General features: G+C 72.3%; 16 protein-coding genes. 7 read left to right on the plus strand and 9 right to left on the minus strand.

The genetic code is table 11. The features are described 5' to 3' along the window. Positions 1–153: 153 nt before the first annotated feature. The 4 genes from galK to ACNTMW_RS28170 are packed head-to-tail and all read right to left on the minus strand — an operon-like array spanning position 154 to position 5,223. Positions 154–1,296, minus strand: a complete 1,143-nt coding sequence (gene galK, locus ACNTMW_RS28155) for a galactokinase (protein ID WP_426636901.1) — start codon at positions 1,294–1,296, stop codon at positions 154–156. Then, positions 1,293–2,360: a galactose-1-phosphate uridylyltransferase gene (galT, locus tag ACNTMW_RS28160; RefSeq protein WP_426636902.1), complete on the minus strand. Its 1,068-nt coding sequence runs from the start codon at positions 2,358–2,360 to the stop codon at positions 1,293–1,295. Before galT ends, galK begins: the two co-directional genes overlap by 4 nt. Continuing rightward, complete coding sequence (locus ACNTMW_RS28165) at positions 2,357–3,145, minus strand: DeoR/GlpR family DNA-binding transcription regulator (protein ID WP_426636903.1); 789 nt, start codon at positions 3,143–3,145, stop codon at positions 2,357–2,359. Before ACNTMW_RS28165 ends, galT begins: the two co-directional genes overlap by 4 nt. Further along, positions 3,145–5,223, minus strand: a complete 2,079-nt coding sequence (locus ACNTMW_RS28170) for a beta-galactosidase (protein ID WP_426636905.1) — start codon at positions 5,221–5,223, stop codon at positions 3,145–3,147. Before ACNTMW_RS28170 ends, ACNTMW_RS28165 begins: the two co-directional genes overlap by 1 nt. A 304-nt stretch (positions 5,224–5,527) precedes the next feature. Between ACNTMW_RS28170 and ACNTMW_RS28175 the strand changes: the two genes are divergently transcribed. Genes ACNTMW_RS28175 through ACNTMW_RS28190 form a run of 4 tightly spaced genes read left to right on the plus strand, consistent with a single transcriptional unit; the run spans position 5,528 to position 10,085 of the window. Then, entirely contained in the window at positions 5,528–6,865 is a 1,338-nt protein-coding gene (locus ACNTMW_RS28175; RefSeq protein WP_426636906.1) for an ABC transporter substrate-binding protein, read from the plus strand. A gap of 10 nt (positions 6,866–6,875) precedes the next feature. Beyond that, positions 6,876–7,832 carry a carbohydrate ABC transporter permease gene (locus ACNTMW_RS28180; RefSeq protein WP_426636907.1) on the plus strand — a complete coding sequence of 319 codons (957 nt, stop codon included), beginning with the start codon at positions 6,876–6,878 and terminating at the stop codon, positions 7,830–7,832. Beyond that, positions 7,829–8,743: a carbohydrate ABC transporter permease gene (locus ACNTMW_RS28185; RefSeq protein WP_426636908.1), complete on the plus strand. Its 915-nt coding sequence runs from the start codon at positions 7,829–7,831 to the stop codon at positions 8,741–8,743. The genes ACNTMW_RS28180 and ACNTMW_RS28185 overlap by 4 nt, the downstream gene beginning before the upstream one ends. Positions 8,744–8,750: 7 nt before the next feature. Continuing rightward, a complete protein-coding gene (locus tag ACNTMW_RS28190; protein WP_426636909.1) occupies positions 8,751–10,085 on the plus strand; it encodes a glycoside hydrolase family 36 protein in 1,335 nt (444 codons plus the stop codon). 44 nt (positions 10,086–10,129) lie between these two features. Here the strand turns inward: ACNTMW_RS28190 and ACNTMW_RS28195 are convergent, their stop codons facing one another. The 3 genes from ACNTMW_RS28195 to ACNTMW_RS28205 form a co-directional block, all read right to left on the minus strand. Continuing rightward, the gene (locus tag ACNTMW_RS28195; RefSeq protein WP_426636910.1) at positions 10,130–12,337 is read right to left on the minus strand and encodes a HelD family protein; all 2,208 of its coding nucleotides are present in this window, start codon (positions 12,335–12,337) and stop codon (positions 10,130–10,132) included. Between the two features lie 133 nt (positions 12,338–12,470). Next, the gene (locus tag ACNTMW_RS28200) at positions 12,471–13,127 is read right to left on the minus strand and encodes a DedA family protein (protein ID WP_426636911.1); all 657 of its coding nucleotides are present in this window, start codon (positions 13,125–13,127) and stop codon (positions 12,471–12,473) included. Between the two features lie 159 nt (positions 13,128–13,286). Further along, on the minus strand, positions 13,287–14,249 hold the full coding sequence (locus ACNTMW_RS28205; protein ID WP_426636912.1) for an alpha/beta fold hydrolase: 963 nt from the start codon (positions 14,247–14,249) through the stop codon (positions 13,287–13,289). Between the two features lie 127 nt (positions 14,250–14,376). Between ACNTMW_RS28205 and ACNTMW_RS28210 the strand changes: the two genes are divergently transcribed. Further along, positions 14,377–15,033 (plus strand): carbonic anhydrase, encoded by a 657-nt coding sequence (locus tag ACNTMW_RS28210; RefSeq protein WP_426636913.1) that lies wholly within the window; start codon positions 14,377–14,379, stop codon positions 15,031–15,033. A gap of 115 nt (positions 15,034–15,148) precedes the next feature. Here ACNTMW_RS28210 and ACNTMW_RS28215 read toward each other — a convergent pair whose 3' ends face one another. Further along, positions 15,149–15,481 (minus strand): hypothetical protein, encoded by a 333-nt coding sequence (locus tag ACNTMW_RS28215; protein WP_426636914.1) that lies wholly within the window; start codon positions 15,479–15,481, stop codon positions 15,149–15,151. A gap of 296 nt (positions 15,482–15,777) precedes the next feature. Between ACNTMW_RS28215 and ACNTMW_RS28220 the strand changes: the two genes are divergently transcribed. Both ACNTMW_RS28220 and ACNTMW_RS28225 read left to right on the plus strand, forming a co-directional pair. Next, positions 15,778–16,269, plus strand: coding sequence for a DUF3145 domain-containing protein (locus ACNTMW_RS28220; RefSeq protein WP_426636915.1), 492 nt, complete (start codon positions 15,778–15,780; stop codon positions 16,267–16,269). A 20-nt stretch (positions 16,270–16,289) separates the two neighbouring features. Then, positions 16,290–18,014, plus strand: coding sequence for a glycoside hydrolase family 3 N-terminal domain-containing protein (locus ACNTMW_RS28225; RefSeq protein ID WP_426636917.1), 1,725 nt, complete (start codon positions 16,290–16,292; stop codon positions 18,012–18,014). Positions 18,015–18,100: 86 nt separating this feature from the next. Here the strand turns inward: ACNTMW_RS28225 and ACNTMW_RS28230 are convergent, their stop codons facing one another. Further along, entirely contained in the window at positions 18,101–19,513 is a 1,413-nt protein-coding gene (locus ACNTMW_RS28230) for an acyl-CoA carboxylase subunit beta (protein ID WP_426636918.1), read from the minus strand. Positions 19,514–19,539 lie beyond the last annotated feature (26 nt).

The raw sequence follows: 19,539 nt of genomic DNA on the forward strand, positions 1-19,539 counted from the left end.
CGAACAAATGTGCAACCATTCGGGACGGCCGAGGCACCTCGCGGCGACCGCGGCGCGCTCGCGTCGGCGCGTCCGGAGGCCAGCTCGCGTCGGGCGTCGGCGCGTCCGGGACGCGCTCGCGTCGGGCGTCGGCGCGTCCGGGACGCGCTCGCGTCAGGCCCGGTGGACGCCCTGGTTCGGGGTGACCACGAACGGGTCGGGCGGGGCGAAGCCGGCGGATTCGAACGCCGACGATACCGCGGCGGATACCGCCTCCGCCCGGGAATCGTCGATCAGGGCCAGTACGCACCCGCCGAACCCGCCACCGGTCATCCGGGCCCCGTACGCGCCGGCCTCCAGCGCCGCCGCGACGGCGGTGTCCACCTCCGGCACGGTGATCTCGAAGTCGTCGCGCATCGACCCGTGCGAGGCCGTCATCAGCGGACCGATACCCGCGATGTCGCCGGCACGAAGCCGGTCAACGGTATCGAGGACCCGTTGGTTCTCGGTCACGATGTGGCGTACCCGGCGCGCGGAGACCTCGTCGAGGCGACCGGGAACCTCCGGTAGCTGTGCCACGGAGATGTCCCGCAGGGCCGGTACCCCCAGCGTGCGGGCGGCGGCGTCGCAGGTCGCGCGCCGGTCGGCGTACTCGCCGTCGACGTGCCGGTGCGGCGCGTTGGTGTCGATGACCAGTACCGCCAGTCCGGCCGCGGCGACGTCGAACGGGATGTGCTCGACGTCGAGGGTCCGGCAGTCCAGGAACAGCGCGTGGCCGGCCCGAGACAGCGTCGACGCCGACTGGTCCATGATCCCGGTCGGCGCGCCGACGTACTCGTTCTCGGCGCGCTGGGCTATTCGGACCCTGTCCCCGTCGGAGATGGACACGTCGCCGAGGTCGCACAGCGCGGCCATGACGGCGCACTCGACCGCGGCCGACGAGGACAGGCCGGCGCCGACGGGTACGTCGCTGGCGATCGCGATCCGGGCCGGCGGTACCGCGAAGCCGGCGTCCCGCAGCGCCCAGACGACCCCGGCGACGTAGGAGCCCCAGCCGCCGACCGCGCCGGGCTTCAACTCCGACGCGCCGAAGGAGACCGTCCCGTCGTGCCCCTCGGAGCAGACCGTCCACGTGCCGTCGGCCGGTGCCACCGCGGCCGCGGTGACCTGCGGCAGGGCGAAGGGCAGCACGTACCCCTCGTTGTAGTCGGTGTGCTCGCCGATCAGGTTGACCCGTCCGGGCGCCACCCACACCGCCGCCGACGCGGTGCCGAACCGTTCGGCGGCCAGCCGAGCCGCACGATCCGCGGGACTCACCACGTCACCTCCCGCAGCTGCCGGGCGGCCTGCTCCGGCCGGATGTCGTTGATGAACACGCCCATCGCCGACTCCGAACCGGCCAGGTACTTGAGCTTGCCCGGCGCCCGCTGGCTGCTGAACACCTGCAGGTGCAGGTAGGCCAGGTCCCGGTCGACCCGTACCGGAGCCTGGTACCAGGCCGCGATGTAGGGCATCGGGATTCCGAACAGCCCGTCGAGGCGGCGCAGCACCTCCAGGTACACCGGCGCGAAGGCGTCCCGCTCCTCGGCCGACAGGGCGGGGATGTCGGGTACCTGGCGGTTGGGGTACAGGTGAACCTCGTACGGCCAGTGCGCGGTCGCGGGTACGAACGCCGTCCAGTACTCGTTGCCGGCCACGATCCGCTCGCCCGCCGCGCGCTCGGCGGCGAGCACGTCGGCGAAGAGATTCCCGCCGGAGTACCGGCGGGCCGAGTCGAGCATCCGGCGGGTGCGCGGTGTGACGAAGGGGTACGCGTAGATCTGGCCATGCGGGTGGTGCAGGGTCACGCCGATGGCCTCGCCCCGGTTCTCGAAGCAGAAGACCTGCTCGACTCCCGCCAGCGCGCTCAGTTCGGCGGTGCGGTCGGCCCACGCCTCCAGGACGAGGCGTACCTGGTCCCGCGTCAGAGCAGCGAACGAGGAGTGGTGGTCGGAGGTGAAGCAGACGACCTCGCAGCGGCCGGCGCCCGGGCGGACCTCGGTCAGCCCGGAAACCGGTTCGAGCGTCCCCGCCCGGTGCGAGAACGACGGGAACCGGTTCTCGAACACGGCCACGTCGTAGTCGTACGCGGGGATCTCGCTCGACCGGGTCGGTGTGGACGGGCAGAGCGGGCACTCGTCGGACGGCGGCAGGAAGGTCCGGGTCTGCCGGTGCGCCGCGATGGCGACCCACTCGTCGAGGATCGGGTCGTAGCGGATCTCGGAGGCCGGCGGGGGTGGCGGCAGCTCGCGCCGGTCCGGTTGGTCGCGGACGGCCGCGTCGTCGGAGTCGAAGTAGATCAGCTCCCGGCCGTCGGCCAGGTGCGTTACGGTTCGTTTCACTCTTGCTCTCCCGGTACATCGACGACGATCAGTTCGCCGATGCGTTCGCTCAGTTGCACCCGCGCCTCGGCTGGCAGGCGCGAGTCGGTGACGAGGACGTCGGCGTCCTCCAGCGGTGCGATCGTGGCGATGCCCACGGTCTCCCACTTGGTGTGGTCGGCCAGTACGACCAGTCGGCGCGCGGCGGCCACCAGCAGCCGGTTGGTGCCGGCCTCCATCAGGTTGGGCGTGGTGAACCCGGTGCGCGGACTCATCCCATGTACCCCGAGGAACAGCACATCCACGTTCAACGCCGCGATGGCGGCCTCCGCGACCGGGCCGGCCAGCGCGTCCGACGGGGTACGCACGCCGCCGGTGAGCACGACGGTCTGGTCGGAGCGGCCGGAGCGGTAGAGCGCGTCGGCGACCGGGATCGAGTTGGTCACCACGGTCAGGCCGGGCACGTCCAGCAGCAGCGAGGCGAGGGCGGCCGTCGTGGTACCGGCCGACAGCGCGACCGCCGTACTCGGCTCGACGAGCTGCGCGGCGCGGGCGGCGATGGCCGACTTCTCGGTCTGCTGGCGGACCGACTTCGCGTCGAAGCCGGGCTCCTCGGTCGACCCGGGTCCCGCGACGGTGGCCCCGCCGTGCACCTTGTCGACCAGGCCGCGCTCGGCGAGCGCCTCCAGGTCGCGGCGGATGGTCATGTCGGACACGCCGAACTGCCGGACCAGCTGGCTGACCCGTACCCCGCCCTGGCGCCGTACGAGGTCGAGGATCGCCGACTGCCGCTGCTGGGCGAGCATCACGCCACTTCCTTCCGGCCGGTGTCGTCGCGGTTCCCGCGCGGGAGGACGGCGCCGTTCTCGCGCAGGACCACGGCGCCCCGGGCGGGCACCCGGACCGTGCCGCCCGCCGTCACGCCGGTGAGCAGGTCGGTGCCGGTGCCGGGGCCATCGACGTCGTCGGCGCCGTGGTTGATCAGGAAGAGGTAGCTCTGCCCGGACGGCTGCCGGCGGCGTACCGCCTCGACCCCGGTCCAGCCGGTCGGAGTGACGTCGGCGGCCTTGAGGAACCGCGCGACCCACCGGTCGAGCGTCGCGGGGTCCGGCAGCGTGGTGAGGTACCAGGCCTGACCCTGACCGTATCCGTGGCGGGTGAGCACGGGCGAGCCGGCGAGGGCTGAGTCCGGGTACCCGTCGGGGTTGTCGGCGTAGCCGACCTCGGCGGCGGCCCCGGCGAGGTGGGCCAGTTCGGTCCAGACCCGGCCCAGGCCGCCGTCGTCGAGGTTGGCGGTGCCGCCCCCGGGTAGCGGGTGGAACTCCTCGACCCGTACGCCGAGCAGGTCGTCCAGCCGGCCCGGCCGGACGTGGTCGTGCTCGTCGACCACTCCGGTGAACGGGCCGACGACCAGGCAGCCGCCGGCGTCGACGTAGCGGCGCAGGTTCGCCACGCCGGCGTCGCCGAGCAGGTACAGCGACGGGGCGACCACCAGCCGGTACGGGGACAGGTCGGCCGCCGGCTGCGCGAGGTCGACGGGGAGGCCGGCCCGGTACAGGGCCGCGTGCCAGGCCTTGAGCTCGGCGACCGGGTCGAGGTCGGTGCTCGGGTGCGCGGGCAGCTCGCCGGCCCACACGCTGGACCAGTCCAGCAGCAGCGCGACCTCCGGCCGCTCCACCTCGGCCCCGGCCACCTCGGCCAGGGCGCGCAGCGCGCCGCCCAGCTCGACCACCTCGCGCCAGATCCGGGTGCCGGTACCGGTGTGCGGCACCATCGCCGAGTGGAACTTCTCCGCCCCGGCGACCGAGGCGCGCCACTGGAAGAACATCGCGCCGTCGCTGCCGCGCGCCACGTGGGCCAGTGAGTTGCGGCGCAGCTGCCCCGGGGTCTTGGCGAGGTTGCGCGGCTGCCAGTTGACCGCCGAGGTGGAGTGCTCCATCAGCAGCCACGGCCGGCCGCCGGCCAGGGAGCGGGTGAGGTCGGCGGCGAACGCGAGGTCGGTGGTGGGGGTGACGCCCGCCGTGGTGGCGGTCGCCCCCAGGTCGGCGTGCAGATAGTGGTCGGTCGAGACGACGTCCAGCTCGCGGGCCCAGGCCCAGTAGTCGGCCGCCCAGAATGCGCCGGCCATCAGGTTGGTGGTGACCGGGACGCCGGGGGTGATCCGGCGCAGCACGTCGCGCTCGGCGCGGTAGCAGTCGAGCAGCTCGTCGCTGGTGAACCGGCGGAAGTCCAGCGTCTGGGTGGGGTTGCCGAAGGTGGGTGTGGCGCGCGGCGGAATGACCTGCTCCCAGTCGGTGTAGCGCTGCGACCAGAAGGCGGTGCCCCAGGCGGCGTTGAGGGCGTCCAGGTCGTCGCCGTAGCGGCGGCGCAGCCAGGTCCGGAACGCGGCGGCGGAGACGTCGCAGTAGCAGTGCGCGACGTGGCAGCCGTACTCGTTGTTCACGTGCCACAGCGCGAGCGCGGGGTGGCTGCCGTAGCGGAGGGCGAGCTGCTCGGCCAGGCGCGCGGCGGCCTCCCGGTAGACCGGCGAGCTGGGGCAGTACGCCTGCCTGCTGCCGGCCGACAGCCGGCGGCCGTCCGCGTCGACCGGCAGCGTCTGCGGGTACGCGTGCGAGAACCACGGCGGCGGGGAGGCGGTCGCGGTGGCGAGGTCGACCGCGATGCCGTGGTCGTGCAGCAGGTCGACGACCTCGTCGAGGACGGCGAACTCGTAGCGCCCCTCCGCCGGCTCCAGCCATGCCCAGGCGAACACGCCGACCGTGACCAGCGTGACGCCGGCCTCCGCCATGAGGGACACGTCCTCGCGCCAGACCGTCGGTGGCCATTGCTCGGGGTTGTAGTCGCCGCCGTAGGCGAGGGTCGGCAGGCGCGGGAGCAGAGGCATGGCGTACAGCTTCGAACCAACGTGAGCAGAAGTCAACAAACTTCAACAGTGCGTCGGCGCCACCGCCCGTCGGACAACTTCGACGTCTCGATACATCCGATGTATTTCTGGGCGGTGACCGAATCGTTACCACGCAGCGGCGATGACCTTTGTTTGTAAACTGTCATCAATATGGACATAGAGACCTGACGATTGATCGGCAAGGCATTGACTTTGGTCGACGGCGGATTCAAGGTGCCTCATCTGAGGGTTCACGTTTGTTTCTGTCGCAGCCCGTGTACTTCGGCGTGGATCAGGAGGGGCTATGGCCCAGTACCGAGCCGGTCAGTCGCCGGCACCCAGCACCGTCGGCAACCTGTCGCGCCGCGCCATGCTCCGTGGCTCCGCGCTCGCGGCCGGTGCCGTCACGATCCCGAGCCTGCTGTCCGCGTGTGGCGGCGGCGACGGTGGCTCGTCGGATACCGGCGGCACCGGTGGCAAGACGGTGTCGTTCGGCTCCAACTACTCCGACCCGGTACCCAAGAACGCGATCGCCGCCGCGATGAAGGTGTACGAGGGTAGGTCGGGGAAGACAGTCAAGATCAATACGGTCGACCACAACACGTTCCAGACGAACATCAACCGGTACCTGCAGGGCAACCCGGACGACGTGTTCTGCTGGTTCGCCGGCAACCGCATGAAGTTCTTCGCCAGCAAGGGCCTGGCCGCCGACATCAGCGACATCTGGAAGGGCTTCGACGGCTACACGCCGGCCCTGAAGGACGCCTCGACCGGCGAGGACGGCAAGCAGTACTTCGTGCCGTACTACTACTACCCGTGGGCGGTCTTCTACCGAAAGAGCGTCTGGCAGCAGCGCGGGTACCAGCCCCCGAAGACCTGGGACGAGTACAAGGCCCTCGCCGCGAAGATGAAGACCGACGGGCTGACCCCGATCTCCCTCGGGGACAAGGACGGCTGGCCCGCCATGGGCACGTTCGACTACATCAACATGCGGCTCAACGGGTACGACTTCCACATCAGCCTGCTCAGCGGCAAGGAGGACTGGGCCGGCGCGAAGGTCAAGAACGTCTTCGACACCTGGCGGTCGATCCTGCCGTACACCCAGGAGGGCGCCAACGGCCGCACCTGGCAGGAGGCAGCCAACGCGCTGGTGCAGAAGCAGGCCGGCATGCACACGCTGGGCCTGTTCGTCGGCATCCAGTTCCCCGACGGCGAGCGCGACGACATCGACTTCTTCCCGTACCCGGAGATCGATCCGGCGCACGGCCAGGACTCGGTCGAGGCGCCGATCGACGGCTTCATGATCTCCAAGAAGGCCAAGGACGTCGCCGCGGCCAAGGACCTGCTGACGTTCCTCGCCTCGCCCGAGGGCCAGCTGGCCTACCTCAAATCCGACCCCAACGACGTCGCCACCAGTTCCAAGGCCGACACCAGCGGGTACGCCGCGCGGCAGAAGAAGGCCGTGGAAATGGTGAGCGGCGCCAAGCACATCTCCCAGTTCATGGACCGCGACACCCGGCCCGACTTCGCACAGACCGTGATGATCCCGGCCATCCAGCAGTTCCTCGGCAACCCCAACGACGTCGACAGCATCCTCAAGAACATCGAGGCGCAGAAGAAGACCATCTTCGCGTCCGAGTGAAAGGGTCGTCGTGACGCTCCCTGCGACACAGGCCGAGCCGTCCGCGCCGCGGGCGACGCCACCCATCCCGGGTGGACGTCGCCCGCGGCGCCGGATCCGGCGGCTGACCTCGCGTGACATCCTGACGCTGAGCCTCCTGCTCGGCATTCCGGTGCTGCTGGACCTGGCCCTGATCTGGGGCCCGACGGCGACGTCGGTCCTGCTGTCGTTCACGTCCTGGGACGGGCTGGGCGAGATCAAGCCGGTCGGCACGAAGAACTACCACACGATCTTCGAGGTCTACCCGCTGTTCTGGCCGGCCGTCCGGCACAACCTGCTGTGGCTGGCGTTCCTCGGGCTGGTCGCCACCCCGCTCGGCATGTTCTTCGCCGTGCTGCTGGACAAGCAGATCCGGTTCAGCCGCTTCTACCAGAGCGCACTGTTCCTGCCGGTCGTCCTGTCGCTGGCGATCGTGGGCTTCATCGCCCAGCTCGTCTTCTCCCGCGACTACGGCGCCCTCAACAGCGTGCTGGGGCGTGCCGACCATCCGACCGACTGGCTGGGCGACCCGCACCTCAACATCTGGGTGATGATGATCGCCGCGAGCTGGCGGCACGTCGGGTACGTGATGATCCTGTACCTGGCGGGCCTGAAGTCGGTCGACCCGGCGTTGAAGGAGTCGGCCTCGCTCGACGGCGCCAACGAGGCGCAGACCTTCTTCCGGATCACCTTCCCGACGCTGCGCCCGGTCAACATCATTCTGCTGGTCATCACGGTGATCGAGGGACTGCGCGCGTTCGACGTCGTCTATGTGGTCAACTCCGGACGCAACGGCCTGGAACTGCTGTCGGTCCTGGTCTTCGACAACATCGTCGGTGAGGCGAGCCGGATCGGGTTCGGATCGGCGCTCGCCGTGATCCTGTTCGTGATCAGCCTCGGCTTCATCGTCACGTACCTGTCCAGAATCATGCGCGAGGAGGACCGGTGAGCCTGTCGACCGCGACGCTCCAGCCGGCGGCGGGCCGACCGGTACCGGTGCGGCGCCCGCCGCGCCCCGCCCGGCTGCTGCTGCACGCCTTCCTGATCCTGGTGTCGCTGGGCTGGCTCGCGCCGCTGGCCCTGGGCGTCTACGCGTCCTTGCGGCCGTACCGCGAGACCGCCCAGGACGGCTACTTCTCGCTGCCGCGCACGCTCACCCTGCACTACTACACCCAGGCGTGGCACGACGCGGAGCTGACGAAGTACTTCCTCAACACGCTCCTCATCGCCGTCCCCGGCGTGGTCGTCACGCTGTTCCTCGCCTCGTTCGTGGCGTTCGCCATCACCCGGGTCCGGCTGCGCTTCGGTGTGCCGCTGCTGGTGCTGTTCACCGCCGGCAACCTGCTGCCACCGCAGATCATGGCCGTGCCGCTGTACGAGATGTTCAAGCGGGTTCCGTTGCCGGCGGCCATGTCGGACTCGCTGACGCTCTACGACTCGTACTGGGGCGTCATCGCCATCCACGTGGCGTTCCAGACCGGGTTCTGCGTGTTCGTGCTGACCAACTACATGCGCACGCTCCCGTACGAGATCACCGAGGCGGCCATCGTGGACGGTGCGGGGGTGTGGCGGCAGTACTGGCAGGTCACGCTGCCGCTGTGCCGGCCGGCCCTGGCGGCGCTGGCGACGCTGGAGTTCACCTGGATGTACAACGACTTCCTGTGGGCGCTGGTGCTGATGTCCACCGGGGACAAGCTGCCGGTCACCAGCGCGCTCAACAACCTGCGCGGCCAGTTCTTCACCGACTACAACCTGCTGGCGGCGGGCTGCGTCATCGTCGCGCTGCCCACCATGATCGTGTTCTTCGCGTTGCAGCGACAATTCATCGCCGGGCTGACGCTCGGCGCCAACAAGGGGTGATGTCCTCGTGCCCTTCGAGACCATCGACGAGGTGCCGGTCGACCCGGCGCGGGCCCGGGTGTACGAGCACGGCTGGCAGAGCTGGAGCCCGACCACCACGTACCCGGCCGACGCCACCTCGTGGCGGCCGGTGCGCCCGCCCACCCAGGTCATGTCGTACCGGCCCGGCAGACCGGGGCCGGAGCGCGGCTTCCAGGGCGAGGGGCTGCTCGCCGTCGACCCGGGCGACGGCGGCGCGGTCCGGCTGTACGCCGCAGGCGACGGGGTGGGCGAGGTGGCGTCGATCCGGGCGTCCCTCGTGGACGGCCGGGTGCGGGTCAGCGCCGACGGGCCGGTGGAGCAGTCGAGCCACGGATCGATCGAGGGCGGCCTCGCCGCGTGGGGCGACGCGTTCGCCCGTACCGTCGGCGCGGCGCCGCCGCGGCCGGCGCCGACCGTCTGGTGCTCGTGGTACCACTACTTCACCGAGGTCACCGAGGCCGACGTGGACGAGAACCTGGGCGCGCTCGTCGCGCACGACCTTCCGGTCGACGTGGTCCAGGTCGACGACGGCTGGCAGTCCGAGATCGGGGACTGGCTGACCCTGTCCGGCCGGTTCGCCTCGCTGTCCGGGCTGGTCGGCCGGGTCCGGGACGCGGGCCGGCGCACCGGGATCTGGGTGGCCCCGTTCCTGGTCAGCCAGCGCAGCGAGACCGCCAGGGAGCACCCCGACTGGCTGCTGCGCGACGCCGCCGGCGACCCGGTGGACGCCGGGTTCAACTGGGACGCGCCGTTGTACGCGCTGGACGCCACGCACCCGGGCGTGCGCGGCTACCTTACCGAGGCGTTCACCCGGCTGCGCGGGTACGGCATCGACTATTTCAAGATTGACTTCATCTACGCGGGCGCCCTGGACGGGGTGCGCCACGACGGATCGGCGCCGCTGGAGGCGTACCGGTCCGGTGTACGCCTGATCCGGGAGGCGATCGGCGCCGAGTCGTACCTGCTCGGCTGCGGCGCGCCGATCCTGCCCAGCGTCGGCCTGGTCGACGCGATGCGGGTCTCCGCCGACGTCGCGCCGACGTACGAGCCGGCCGACGGCGACGCGTCGCAGCCGTCCCAGTACGGCGCGACCATCTCCACCGTGGGCCGGGCCTGGCAGCACGGCCGGTTCTGGGTCAACGACCCGGACTGCGTCGTGGCCCGCCCGCAGATCGAGCGGCGGGCGGAGTGGGCCGAGGTGGTGGCCCGCTACGGCGGCCTGCGCGCCTCGTCGGACCGGATCGCGGCGCTCGACGACTGGGGCCTGGAGACCACGCGCCGCCTGCTGACCGAGGTGCCCCCGCCCACCCCGTTCTCATGATCACGGAAACTCTTCCGTGCCGGGACACGGAGAAGTTTCCGTGATCATGGTGAAGGGGGCAGCCAGGAGTCGTCGGTGCCGACGGTGACCAGGCGCTGGGTGGCCCGCGACAGGGCGACGTAGAGGGTCCGCACACCGGAGCGCCCCTCGTCGCGGATCGCGGCGGGCTCGACGAGGACCACGCCGTCGTACTCCATGCCCTTGGCCTCCAGGCTGCCGACCACCTGGAGGCGCTCGGAGTCCACGTCGGGCAGCCAGCCGGCGACCTCGGCCCGGGCGGCCATCGACGTGATCACGCCGACCGTGCCGGCGACCTCGCCGAGCATCTTCGCCACCGCCTCGCGGGTCGCCGCCGGCAGGTCGGCCGCGGCCACCCGCGCGTGCCGCGGCGGTACGCCCGACGAGCGCACCGCGGTCGGCAGCTCCAGCCGCGGCTCGGCGCGCCGGATCACCGCGGCGGCCAGGTCGAAGATCTCGGCGGCGTTACGGTAGTTGGTGGTGAGCGTGTACTCGCTGCGCCGCCGCGACCCGATCGCCGCCTCCATCGCCCGCCGGGCCTCGCCCGGGTCGCCCCACGCGGCCTGCGCCGGGTCGCCCACGATCGTCCAGCTCGCGTGCGGTCCCCGCCGCCCGATCATCCGCCACTGCATCGGCGAGACGTCCTGCGACTCGTCCACCACGATATGGGCGTAGTCGCGGTAGTCCTCCGGGCGTTCGGTCGCGACCGCGCGGGTCGCGGCCATCCGGTCGGCGTACGTGGTGACCTCGCGGATGCCGTCGACGACGTGGAACGGGTCCCGGCGCGGCCGCTTGCGGACCGGCGGCGTGCCGAGCAGGTCGTCGAGCTCGTCGAGCAGCGCCACGTCGGCGACGGTCCACTCCGCCTCGGCGTCCCGCGCGTACGACTCCGCCAGCCGGTCTATCTCGACCCGGGACAGGATGCCGTCGCACGACCGGCGCAGCCGCGCCGGATCGGCCAGCCAGCCCAGGACGGTCTGCGGGGCCAGGATCGGCCACCAGGCGCCCATGAACCGGATGAACTCCCGGTTCGAGGCGATCTCCGAGGCGAACTCCGCGCGCTCCTGCCGGCGGTGCCTGGGCAGCAGCTCCACGCTCTGGCGCCACAGCGCGTCCAGCACATGGCCGGCGGCCTTCGCCCGTACCGCGTTGCGCTTGAGGCCCGGGGCCAGCAGGTCACGCCGGATCCCGTCCAGGGCGTGGCGGTTCAGTTCGAGCAGCTGGCCGCGGTAGAGCAGGCGGAACCGGTCGGGCGAGCCGGGTACGGCGTCCCGGGCGGCCCGGCCCAGCACCCGGCTCATGCGCAGCGACCCCTTGATCGCGGCGGTCTCGTCGTCGTCGTGCCGGGTGGCGCTGACGTTCTCCACGACCTGGCCCAGCGAGCGCAGGGTGACGGTCTCCTCGCCCAGCGACGGCAGCACCCGGCTGACGTAGTTGACGAACACCTCCGACGGGCCGACCACCAGCACGCCGCCGCTTTCGAACCGGTTGCGGTCGGCGTACAGCAGGTACGCCGCCCGGTGCAGCGCCACGGCGGTCTTGCCGGTGCCCGGGCCGCCGCGCACGATGGTCACCCCGAGCGCGGGGGAGCGGATCGCGTCGTCCTGCTCGCGCTGGATCGTCGCGACGATGTCGCGCATGCCGCGGCCGGTGGCGCGGCTGAGCGTGGCCAGCAGCGCACCGTCGCCGATGACCGGCATGTCCGCCGGCGCGGCGGTCGGGTCGAGCAGGTCGTCCTCGACGTCGACGACGGTCTCGCCGGAGCTGCGCAGCGTACGGCGGCGCACGACGCCCATCCGGTCGGTCGGGGTGGCCCGGTAGAAGGGCGCCGCCGCCGGCGCCCGCCAGTCGACGACCAGGGAGTCGTGCGCCTCGTCGCGCAGCCCGAGGCGGCCGATGTAGCGCGCCTCGCCGCCGGGCACGGCCGGGGAGACCGGGCTGGTGTACTCGTCGCTGCGCCGGACGTCCGGGCCCAGGTCGAGGCGGCCGAAAACCAGCCCCTCGTACTCGGCGTCGAGCGCGTGCCGGCGGCGGGCGGCGTGGTAGACCATGGCGTCGCGCTCGACATAGGCGCCGAAGGTGCCGACGCGGGCCAGGCCGTAGCCGGCCTTCTCCGCCTCCGCGACGCTGCGGCGCAGCTCACCCAGCCGGGCGTACACCCGGTCGACGTAGCGTTGCTCGTTGTCGATCTCAGACCGGCGGACGGGATCGGAGTCGGGGACAGGGACGGACAAGCGGACTCCAGCGGTCGGGAACGGGCCATGGCGAGCGTACGCAGTGTGGCGGCAAAATCCGATCATTCGCCGGGACGATGTCGGGGATCCCCACGGTCAGTGTCCGCACGGTGCGCCACGGGCGCCCGATCGGTCATCCGGCGGTGGTCGTCCGCTCCTTCGCCGGCGGGGTATCCGCCTCCTCGTGCGCGCGCCGGAGGGCCCGGCGCTTCAGGTACATCGTCGTTGCCAGGCCGACGAGCAGGGCGACGACCAGCGCCAGCCAGGAGAACTGCTTGAGCCAGCGCTCGGCGGCCCGCCCGGCGTAGAAGATCGCAAAGGTCGTGCCGTACGCCCAGACGACACCGCCGGCCGCGTTGGCGAGCAGGAACTTCGGGTACGGCACCCGCAGCGCGCCCGCGAGCGGCCCCGCGAGGATGCGCAGCAGCGCCACGAACCGGCCGAAGAACACCGCCCACACGCCGTGGCGGGCGAAGACGCGCTCGGCGTGGGCCAGGTGCGCCGGGCCGAAGTGCTTCGGGAACCGCCGGCCGAACCGCTCCAGGACCGCGCGACCGCCGCGCCGGCCCACCGCGTACCCGATCGAGTCGCCGACGATCGCGCCGACCGACGCGGCGAGGCCGACGAACCACGGGTTGGTCAGCCCCTGTGCGGCCAGCAGCGACGCGCAGACCAGCGTGATCTCGCCGGGCAGCGGGATGCCCATGCTCTCGACACCGATGACGAGGGAGACGACCGCGTAGATCGCGAACGGGGACAGGTGGGCCATCCATGCCTCGACAAAGTGCATGATGTCTCCTCCCGCGCCGCCGGTCGGCCGCCGTTCGGGAGTTTACGCGGGTACGGGCCAGTGCGGACCGCCCGCGTGAGCCATGTCCGGGTACCGTCCGGGCCCACCCCGAGGCGGCCGTTCGGTCCGCGTCCGGGGGAACCCCGACGGCGGTCCGGCTCACGCCGCCGCGGCGGCGTCACCCGGCGTCCGGTCGCGCGGGTCCGGGCGCGGCGCGATGCTGGGCACGCCCACGGCCCGCTGGCAGACCCGGGCGATCGCGCCGGTGACCTCCTCGGGACACTCCAGCGGCAGCATGTGCCCGGCGTCCGGGAAGGTCAGGTGCTCGGCGCCGGGCAGGGCGGCGACGATGGTGTCGGCGCAGGTGCTCGGGGTCAGCCGGTCCTGCCCGCCGACGAGCACGGCGGCCGGCAGGGTCGCCATGTGCACCAGCGCGTCGACCCGGTGCTGCTCCTCGAACCAGGGCCGGAAACCGCCGATGGTGGCGAGCCGGGCGCTGCCGATCATGCCGATCGTCAGGCGTACGGCGGCGGGGTCGGCGACCCGGCCGAAGCCGAAGAACCGGATGCCGGGGGAGAGCACCGGCATGACGGTGCGGTGCAGCCGCCACGGCCCGGACCGGGCCAGCAGCGCGGCGCCGGTGAGCTCCAGCGCGCGCACCACCCGCGCCACGCCCGGAGCCAGCCCGTACGTGGTGTGCGTGGTGCCCTCGGCGGTCGTGCACATGAGCACGACACCGGCGACCCGCTCGGTGAACTCGGCCGAGTGGCGGTGGGCGTACTCCATGATCGTCATACCGCCCATCGAGTGGCCGGCGAGGACGATCCGCCCCTCGGGTACCCGCTCGTGCAGGACAGCGTGCAGGTCGTCGGCGAGCTGTGCGAGCGTCGTCGTGGCCCGCGGGCAGGCCGTGGACCTGCCGTGCCCGCGCAGGTCGAACGCCAGGATCCGGACCGGGGCGCCCAGTTCGGCCGGCAGGTCGGCGATCTGTCGGCGCCACAGCCGGGCGTCGAGCGTCCAGCCGTGCAGGAATACGACAGTCAGGGGACTCGCGGGATCGCCGTGCTCCTCGATGTGGAGACGCACCCCGTCCGGGAGGCAGACCGTGGTGTCCGTGGCCATGCCTTTCGTTACCCGTGCGGTGTTCATACGTAACTAGGTAACTACATGTGGATCCGTGTGGGTGATCACCGTCGCAATATTGCCGTTTCGGCTGGCATATCCCGGCCTGAGGCCCAATCCTGGAGAGATGATCGGCAGCCCGCGGCCCGACGAGTCCCCGTCCGCCGCGGCGGCGCGTGCCGCCGCGCAGTCCCCGCCGGACCTGGCCACACCGTTGGCCGAGCTACTCGCCGGCAATCAACGGTTCGCGGCCGGGCGGCCGCGGTTCGGCCATCGCGTGGACGCGCCGCGCGCGCGTACCCCGGAGCACCGTCCGTGGGCGCTCGTGGTCGGCTGCCTGGACTCGCGGGTACCCCCGGAGGCCGTCCTCGACCAGGACTTCGGCTCGATCGTCGTGGTGCGTACCGGCGGCCACGTGCTCGACGAGGCCGGGCTGGGCTCGGTCGAGTTCTGCGTCGCCGTGTTCGGCGTCCCGCTGGTCCTCGTGCTCGGCCACCAGTACTGCGGCGCGGTCGGCGCGACGGTCGACGCCGTCGACGCCGGTACCCGCCCGGAGGGGCCGATGCGGTCGCTGGTGGACGAGATCGCGCCGTCGGTGGACCGGGGCGACCCCGCCGACCGGTCGGCGCGCGTGGACCGGGCGGTGGACCGGCACATCAGCCGTACCGTGTCGGCCTTGTCGGAACTGGCCGTGGTGCGCGACCGGCTCGCCGCCGGCGCGCTGGAGGTCGTCGGTGCGCGCTACCAGGTGGACACCGGCCAGGTGCGCGTCCTCGGCCGGTAGCCGCCGGCGGCGAGCGCGCACGGATACGGCGTGCCCGGCCGCCGCGTCCCGGAGACGACGAGAGGGCGCCCCGCGGTAACCGCGGGGCGCCCTCTGACGTCGATGAGCGGCCGGCTCAGCTCTCGCCGAAGACGCCGGCCTCGACCAGTCGCTTCTCGGTGGCGTCCCAACCGTGGTCGGGGTTGGCCTCGTTCAGCGCGCCCAGCTCGGCGCGGATCTTGGCGGCGTGGCCGGCGGCGGCCAGCGTGCGGATCTCCTCGACGAAAGCCTCGGAGTCGGTGCGCAGGTGGACCGTCTTGCCGTTGGTGAGGTTACGCACGTACGCGTTGCGGCCCTTGTTGAGCGGAATGACGTACTTGAACTCGCCAAGCACGCTCAGGGCACCATTGGCGCCGGCCTGGCCTGCGCGGACTGAGGCGCGCGCGGTCTTGGAGGTGTTGCTCGCCACGGGCGGGACTCCTTGCACAAAGAAGCGGGATCGAAGAAACGCGGCACAGGGCGCCGAGGAAACTGTACACGACCACGTTGGGTGATCTCATCCTCAGCAGTGCCTACCGGGCGTCTCGCCTTGCGTTACGCACCGGTCACCAGTTACCTGAACGGGTACCGGGCGTTAGATATTTCGTCAGGAGCCAGCCCTGTCGTTCACTGGCGCGCCGCCGGCTACAACCGTCATCATGAACACGGTCCTTTCGAGATCGAGGTCGTAGGGGAAGACGCACCTCGGCTCCCGGGAGGTCCACCGTGCCAACACGTGGCGTCGTATACGTCCACTCGACCCCGCTCGCCGTGTGCCCGCACGTCGAGTGGGCAATCGCGCGTGTCCTCTCGGCGCCGGTGCGCCTGGAGTGGACCGCCCAGCCCGTTGAGCCCGGCGCTCGGCGGGCCGAGTGCGGCTGGACCGGCCAACCCGGTACCGGCGGTGAGCTCGCCGCCGCCCTGCGGCAGTGGCCCATGATCCGGTTCGAGGTCACCGAGGAGCCGAGCCCCGGCGTCGACGGCGAGCGCTACATGTACGCACCGGGCCGTGGCCTGTTCCGGGCGGCGACCAGCGCCAACGGTGACATCCAACTGTCCGAGGACCGGCTGCGCGCCCTCATGGCGACGGCGGTCGGGTACGAGGCGTTGGCCCACGCACTGGACAAGGCGCTGGGCACGCCGTGGGACGCCGAACTGGAGCCGTACCGCTACGCGGGTGAGGGCAGCCCGATGACCCTGCTCACCCGGGTCGGCTGAATCGGCGTCGTTCTGGTTGAGTGGGGTGCGTGCGTGCGCTAGCCGGAATCGTCGCCCTGATCACCGCCACCCTGCTCGCCGGCTGTGGTCGGGGAGTGACGTCGGCCAACGCCGACTCCGCCCACGGCTCCTGGCACGCCGCCAGCGGGTCGCCGACCTCCAGCGCGGGGCCGGACCCGGCGGCCCGCGCCGCCGCGCTCGCCGCCGGGCTCTCCGACGCGGACCTGGTCGGCCAGGTGCTGATGCCGTACGCCTACGGCGACAACGCGACGACGGTGAGCAGCGCCGCGGTGTCCGCCAACCGCGCGTACGCGGGCGTCGCCACCCCCGCGGAGATGGTCGACAAGTACCGGCTGGGCGGCCTGATCCTGATGAACCAGGCGGCCGCCGACCCGACCGCGAGCACCAACAAGAGCAGCAACCTCGTGTCGCCGACCCAGGTCCGGTCCTTCACCGACGGGCTGCAGGCCGCCGCCGCGAAGCTGCCGGCGAAGGTGCCGCTGCTCGTCGGCACCGACCAGGAGTACGGGGTGGTCAACCGGCTCCGCTCCGGGGTGACCCAGCTGCCCAGCGCGCTCGCCTTCGGCGCCGCCGGCGACCCCGCCCTGACCCGCGCCGCGTGGGGCGCCGCCGGGGCCGACCTGCGCGCCATCGGCATCAACGTCGACTTCGCGCCGATCGCCGACGTGCTGGGCCAGTCCGGTGACGGCCCCATCGGCTCGCGCTCGTACGGCACCGACCCCAAAGCGGTGTCCGACCAGGTGGCCGCGGCGGTCCAGGGGCTGCGTGACGGGGGGGTCGCGGCGACGCTGAAGCACTTCCCGGGCCACGGCCACACCACCGGCGACAGCCACACCCAGCTCCCCGTCCTCGGCCAGAGCCGGGACGCGCTGGCCGCCGGTGACCTGCCGCCGTTCACGGCCGGGATCGGTGCCGGTGCCGACCTGGTCATGTCCGGTCACCTCGACGTACGGTCGATCGACCCGGGCGTACCGGCGTCGTTCTCCTCGAAGGTGCTCGTCGACCTGCTCCGCGGCCAGCTCGGCTTCAGGGGTGTGGTGGTCAGCGACGCGATGAACATGGCGCCGGCGGAGAAGTACGCGCCGGGCGAGGCGGCCGTGCGCGCCCTGGTCGCCGGTAACGACCTCCTGCTGATGCCGCCGGACCTCGCCGCTGCCCAGCGCGGCCTGCTCGAGGGCCTGGGCAACGGCTCGCTGCCCCGCACCCGCCTGGTCGAGGCGGCGACCCGGGTACTGGCGCTGAAGCTGCGGCTGGCCGGGCAGCCGCAGCCGGACCTGGCCGGGCTGGCCGGTGCCGACCGGCAGGCGGCGGCCGCGAAGGTCGCCGCGGCGGCCGTGACCGTCCTGCGCGGCGGTTGCCGGGGGCCGCTCGTACCGCGGGGTCCGGTCCGGGTCACCGGCTCCGACGGCCGCGACCAGCAGGTGCAGTGGCTGGGCGAGGCGCTGCGGGCCCGCGGGTACACGGTCGGCGCCAGCGGACCCGAGGTGCGGCTGGTCGGGTACGGCGACACCGCCACCGACCTCAGCGGCGGCGCCTCCGTCACGGCCGCGATGGACCTGCCGTACGTGCTGGGGGACGCGAAGTCACCGGTTCTGCTGGCTACGTACTCCTCGACCCGGGACTCGATGACCGCGCTCGCCGCCGTGCTGGCCGGCGCCGCCCCGGCGCCGGGCCGGTCCCCGGTGGAGGTGGCCGGACTGCCCCGGTCGGCCTGCGCCGGCTGACGCCGCGCCGCAGGTCGCTGGCGGCGTAGAAACACGCGTGGCCCGCGACCCCGGACGGGGTGCGGGCCACGCTGGAGGCGAGCGAACTACAGCGGAATGTTGCCGTGCGCGCCACGCGCGGCCGGTGCGGCCGCGAGCGCCTCCGCGATCCGCCGCCGGGTCTCGGTCGGCTTCACCACGTCGTCGACGACCCCGATCTCCAGGGCCCGGTTGACCCCACCGGCGACCCGGGTCTGCTCCTCGACCAGCTCGTTGCGCAGCGCCTCGCGCTCGTCGGCCGGCGCGGCGGCGAGCTTCTTGCGGTGCAGGATGTTCACCGCGGCCGAGGCGCCCATGACGGCGATCTCCGCGTTGGGCCACGCATACACCGCGGTGGCGCCCAGCGAACGGGAGTTCATGGCGATGTACGCGCCGCCGTACGCCTTGCGGGTCACCAGCGTCACCCGCGGCACGACCGCCTCGGCGAACGCGTGCAGCAGCTTGGCGCCGCGGCGCACCACGCCGTCCCACTCCTGGCCGACGCCGGGCAGGTAGCCGGGCACGTCGACGAGCACGATCAGCGGTACGCCGAGCGAGTCGCACATCCGCACGAACCGGGCCGCCTTCTCGGCGCTGGTGGCGTCCAGGCACCCGCCCAGGCGCATCGGGTTGTTGGCGATGACGCCGACGGTGCGACCCGCGAACCGGCCCAGGGTGGTCACGATGTTGGGCGCCCACTTGGCGTGCAGCTCCACGCCGGGCTCGTCGAGCAGGGCCTTGACCAGCGGCTTGACGTCGTACGCGCGGTTCGGCTGGTCGGGCAGCAGCCCGGACAGGTCGACGTCCTCGGACGCGTCGGCCGGCTCGACCCGGCCCTGGCGGCCCAGCAGCGAGGCCAGTTCGCGGGCCTTGGCCAGCGCCGACTCGTCGTCCTTCGTGGTCACGTGCACCACGCCGGAGCGCCGGCCGTGCGGCTCCGGGCCGCCGAGGCGCTCCATGTCCACCTGCTCGCCGGTGACGCTGCGCACCACCTCGGGGCCGGTGACGAAGATGCGACCGGCGTCGGACATCACCACGATGTCGGTGAGGGCCGGACCGTACGCCGCACCGCCGGCCGCGGGGCCCAGGACGACCGAGATCTGCGGTACCCGCCCGGAGGCGCGCACCATCGCGGCGAAGACCTGGCCGACGCCGTCCAGCGCGACCACGCCCTCCTGCAGCCGCGCGCCGCCGCAGTGCCACAGCCCGAGTACGGGTACCCGCTCGCGGACCGCCGTATCGATGGAGTCGACGATGTGGCGGCAGCCCTCGGTACCCATGGCGCCGCCCATCCGCGTCGCGTCCGAGGCGAACGCGACCACCGGGGTGCCGTCGATCTCCCCGCGTGCGGCCAGCACCCCGGAGTCGTCGCGCGGGGCGAGCAGCCGAAGCGACCCCTGGTCGAACAGGGCCCGCAGCCGTACCTCCGGGTCCCGGTAGTCGATCGCCTGGGTATCGGGTGTCGTCGCTGTCTGTGTCATCGCTTCTCCTTGTCCGCGACTGCGAG

It is taken from the genome of Planosporangium spinosum (genome assembly GCF_049999945.1).
In the GTDB taxonomy this organism is placed as follows: Bacteria; Actinomycetota; Actinomycetes; order Mycobacteriales; family Micromonosporaceae; genus Planosporangium; species Planosporangium spinosum.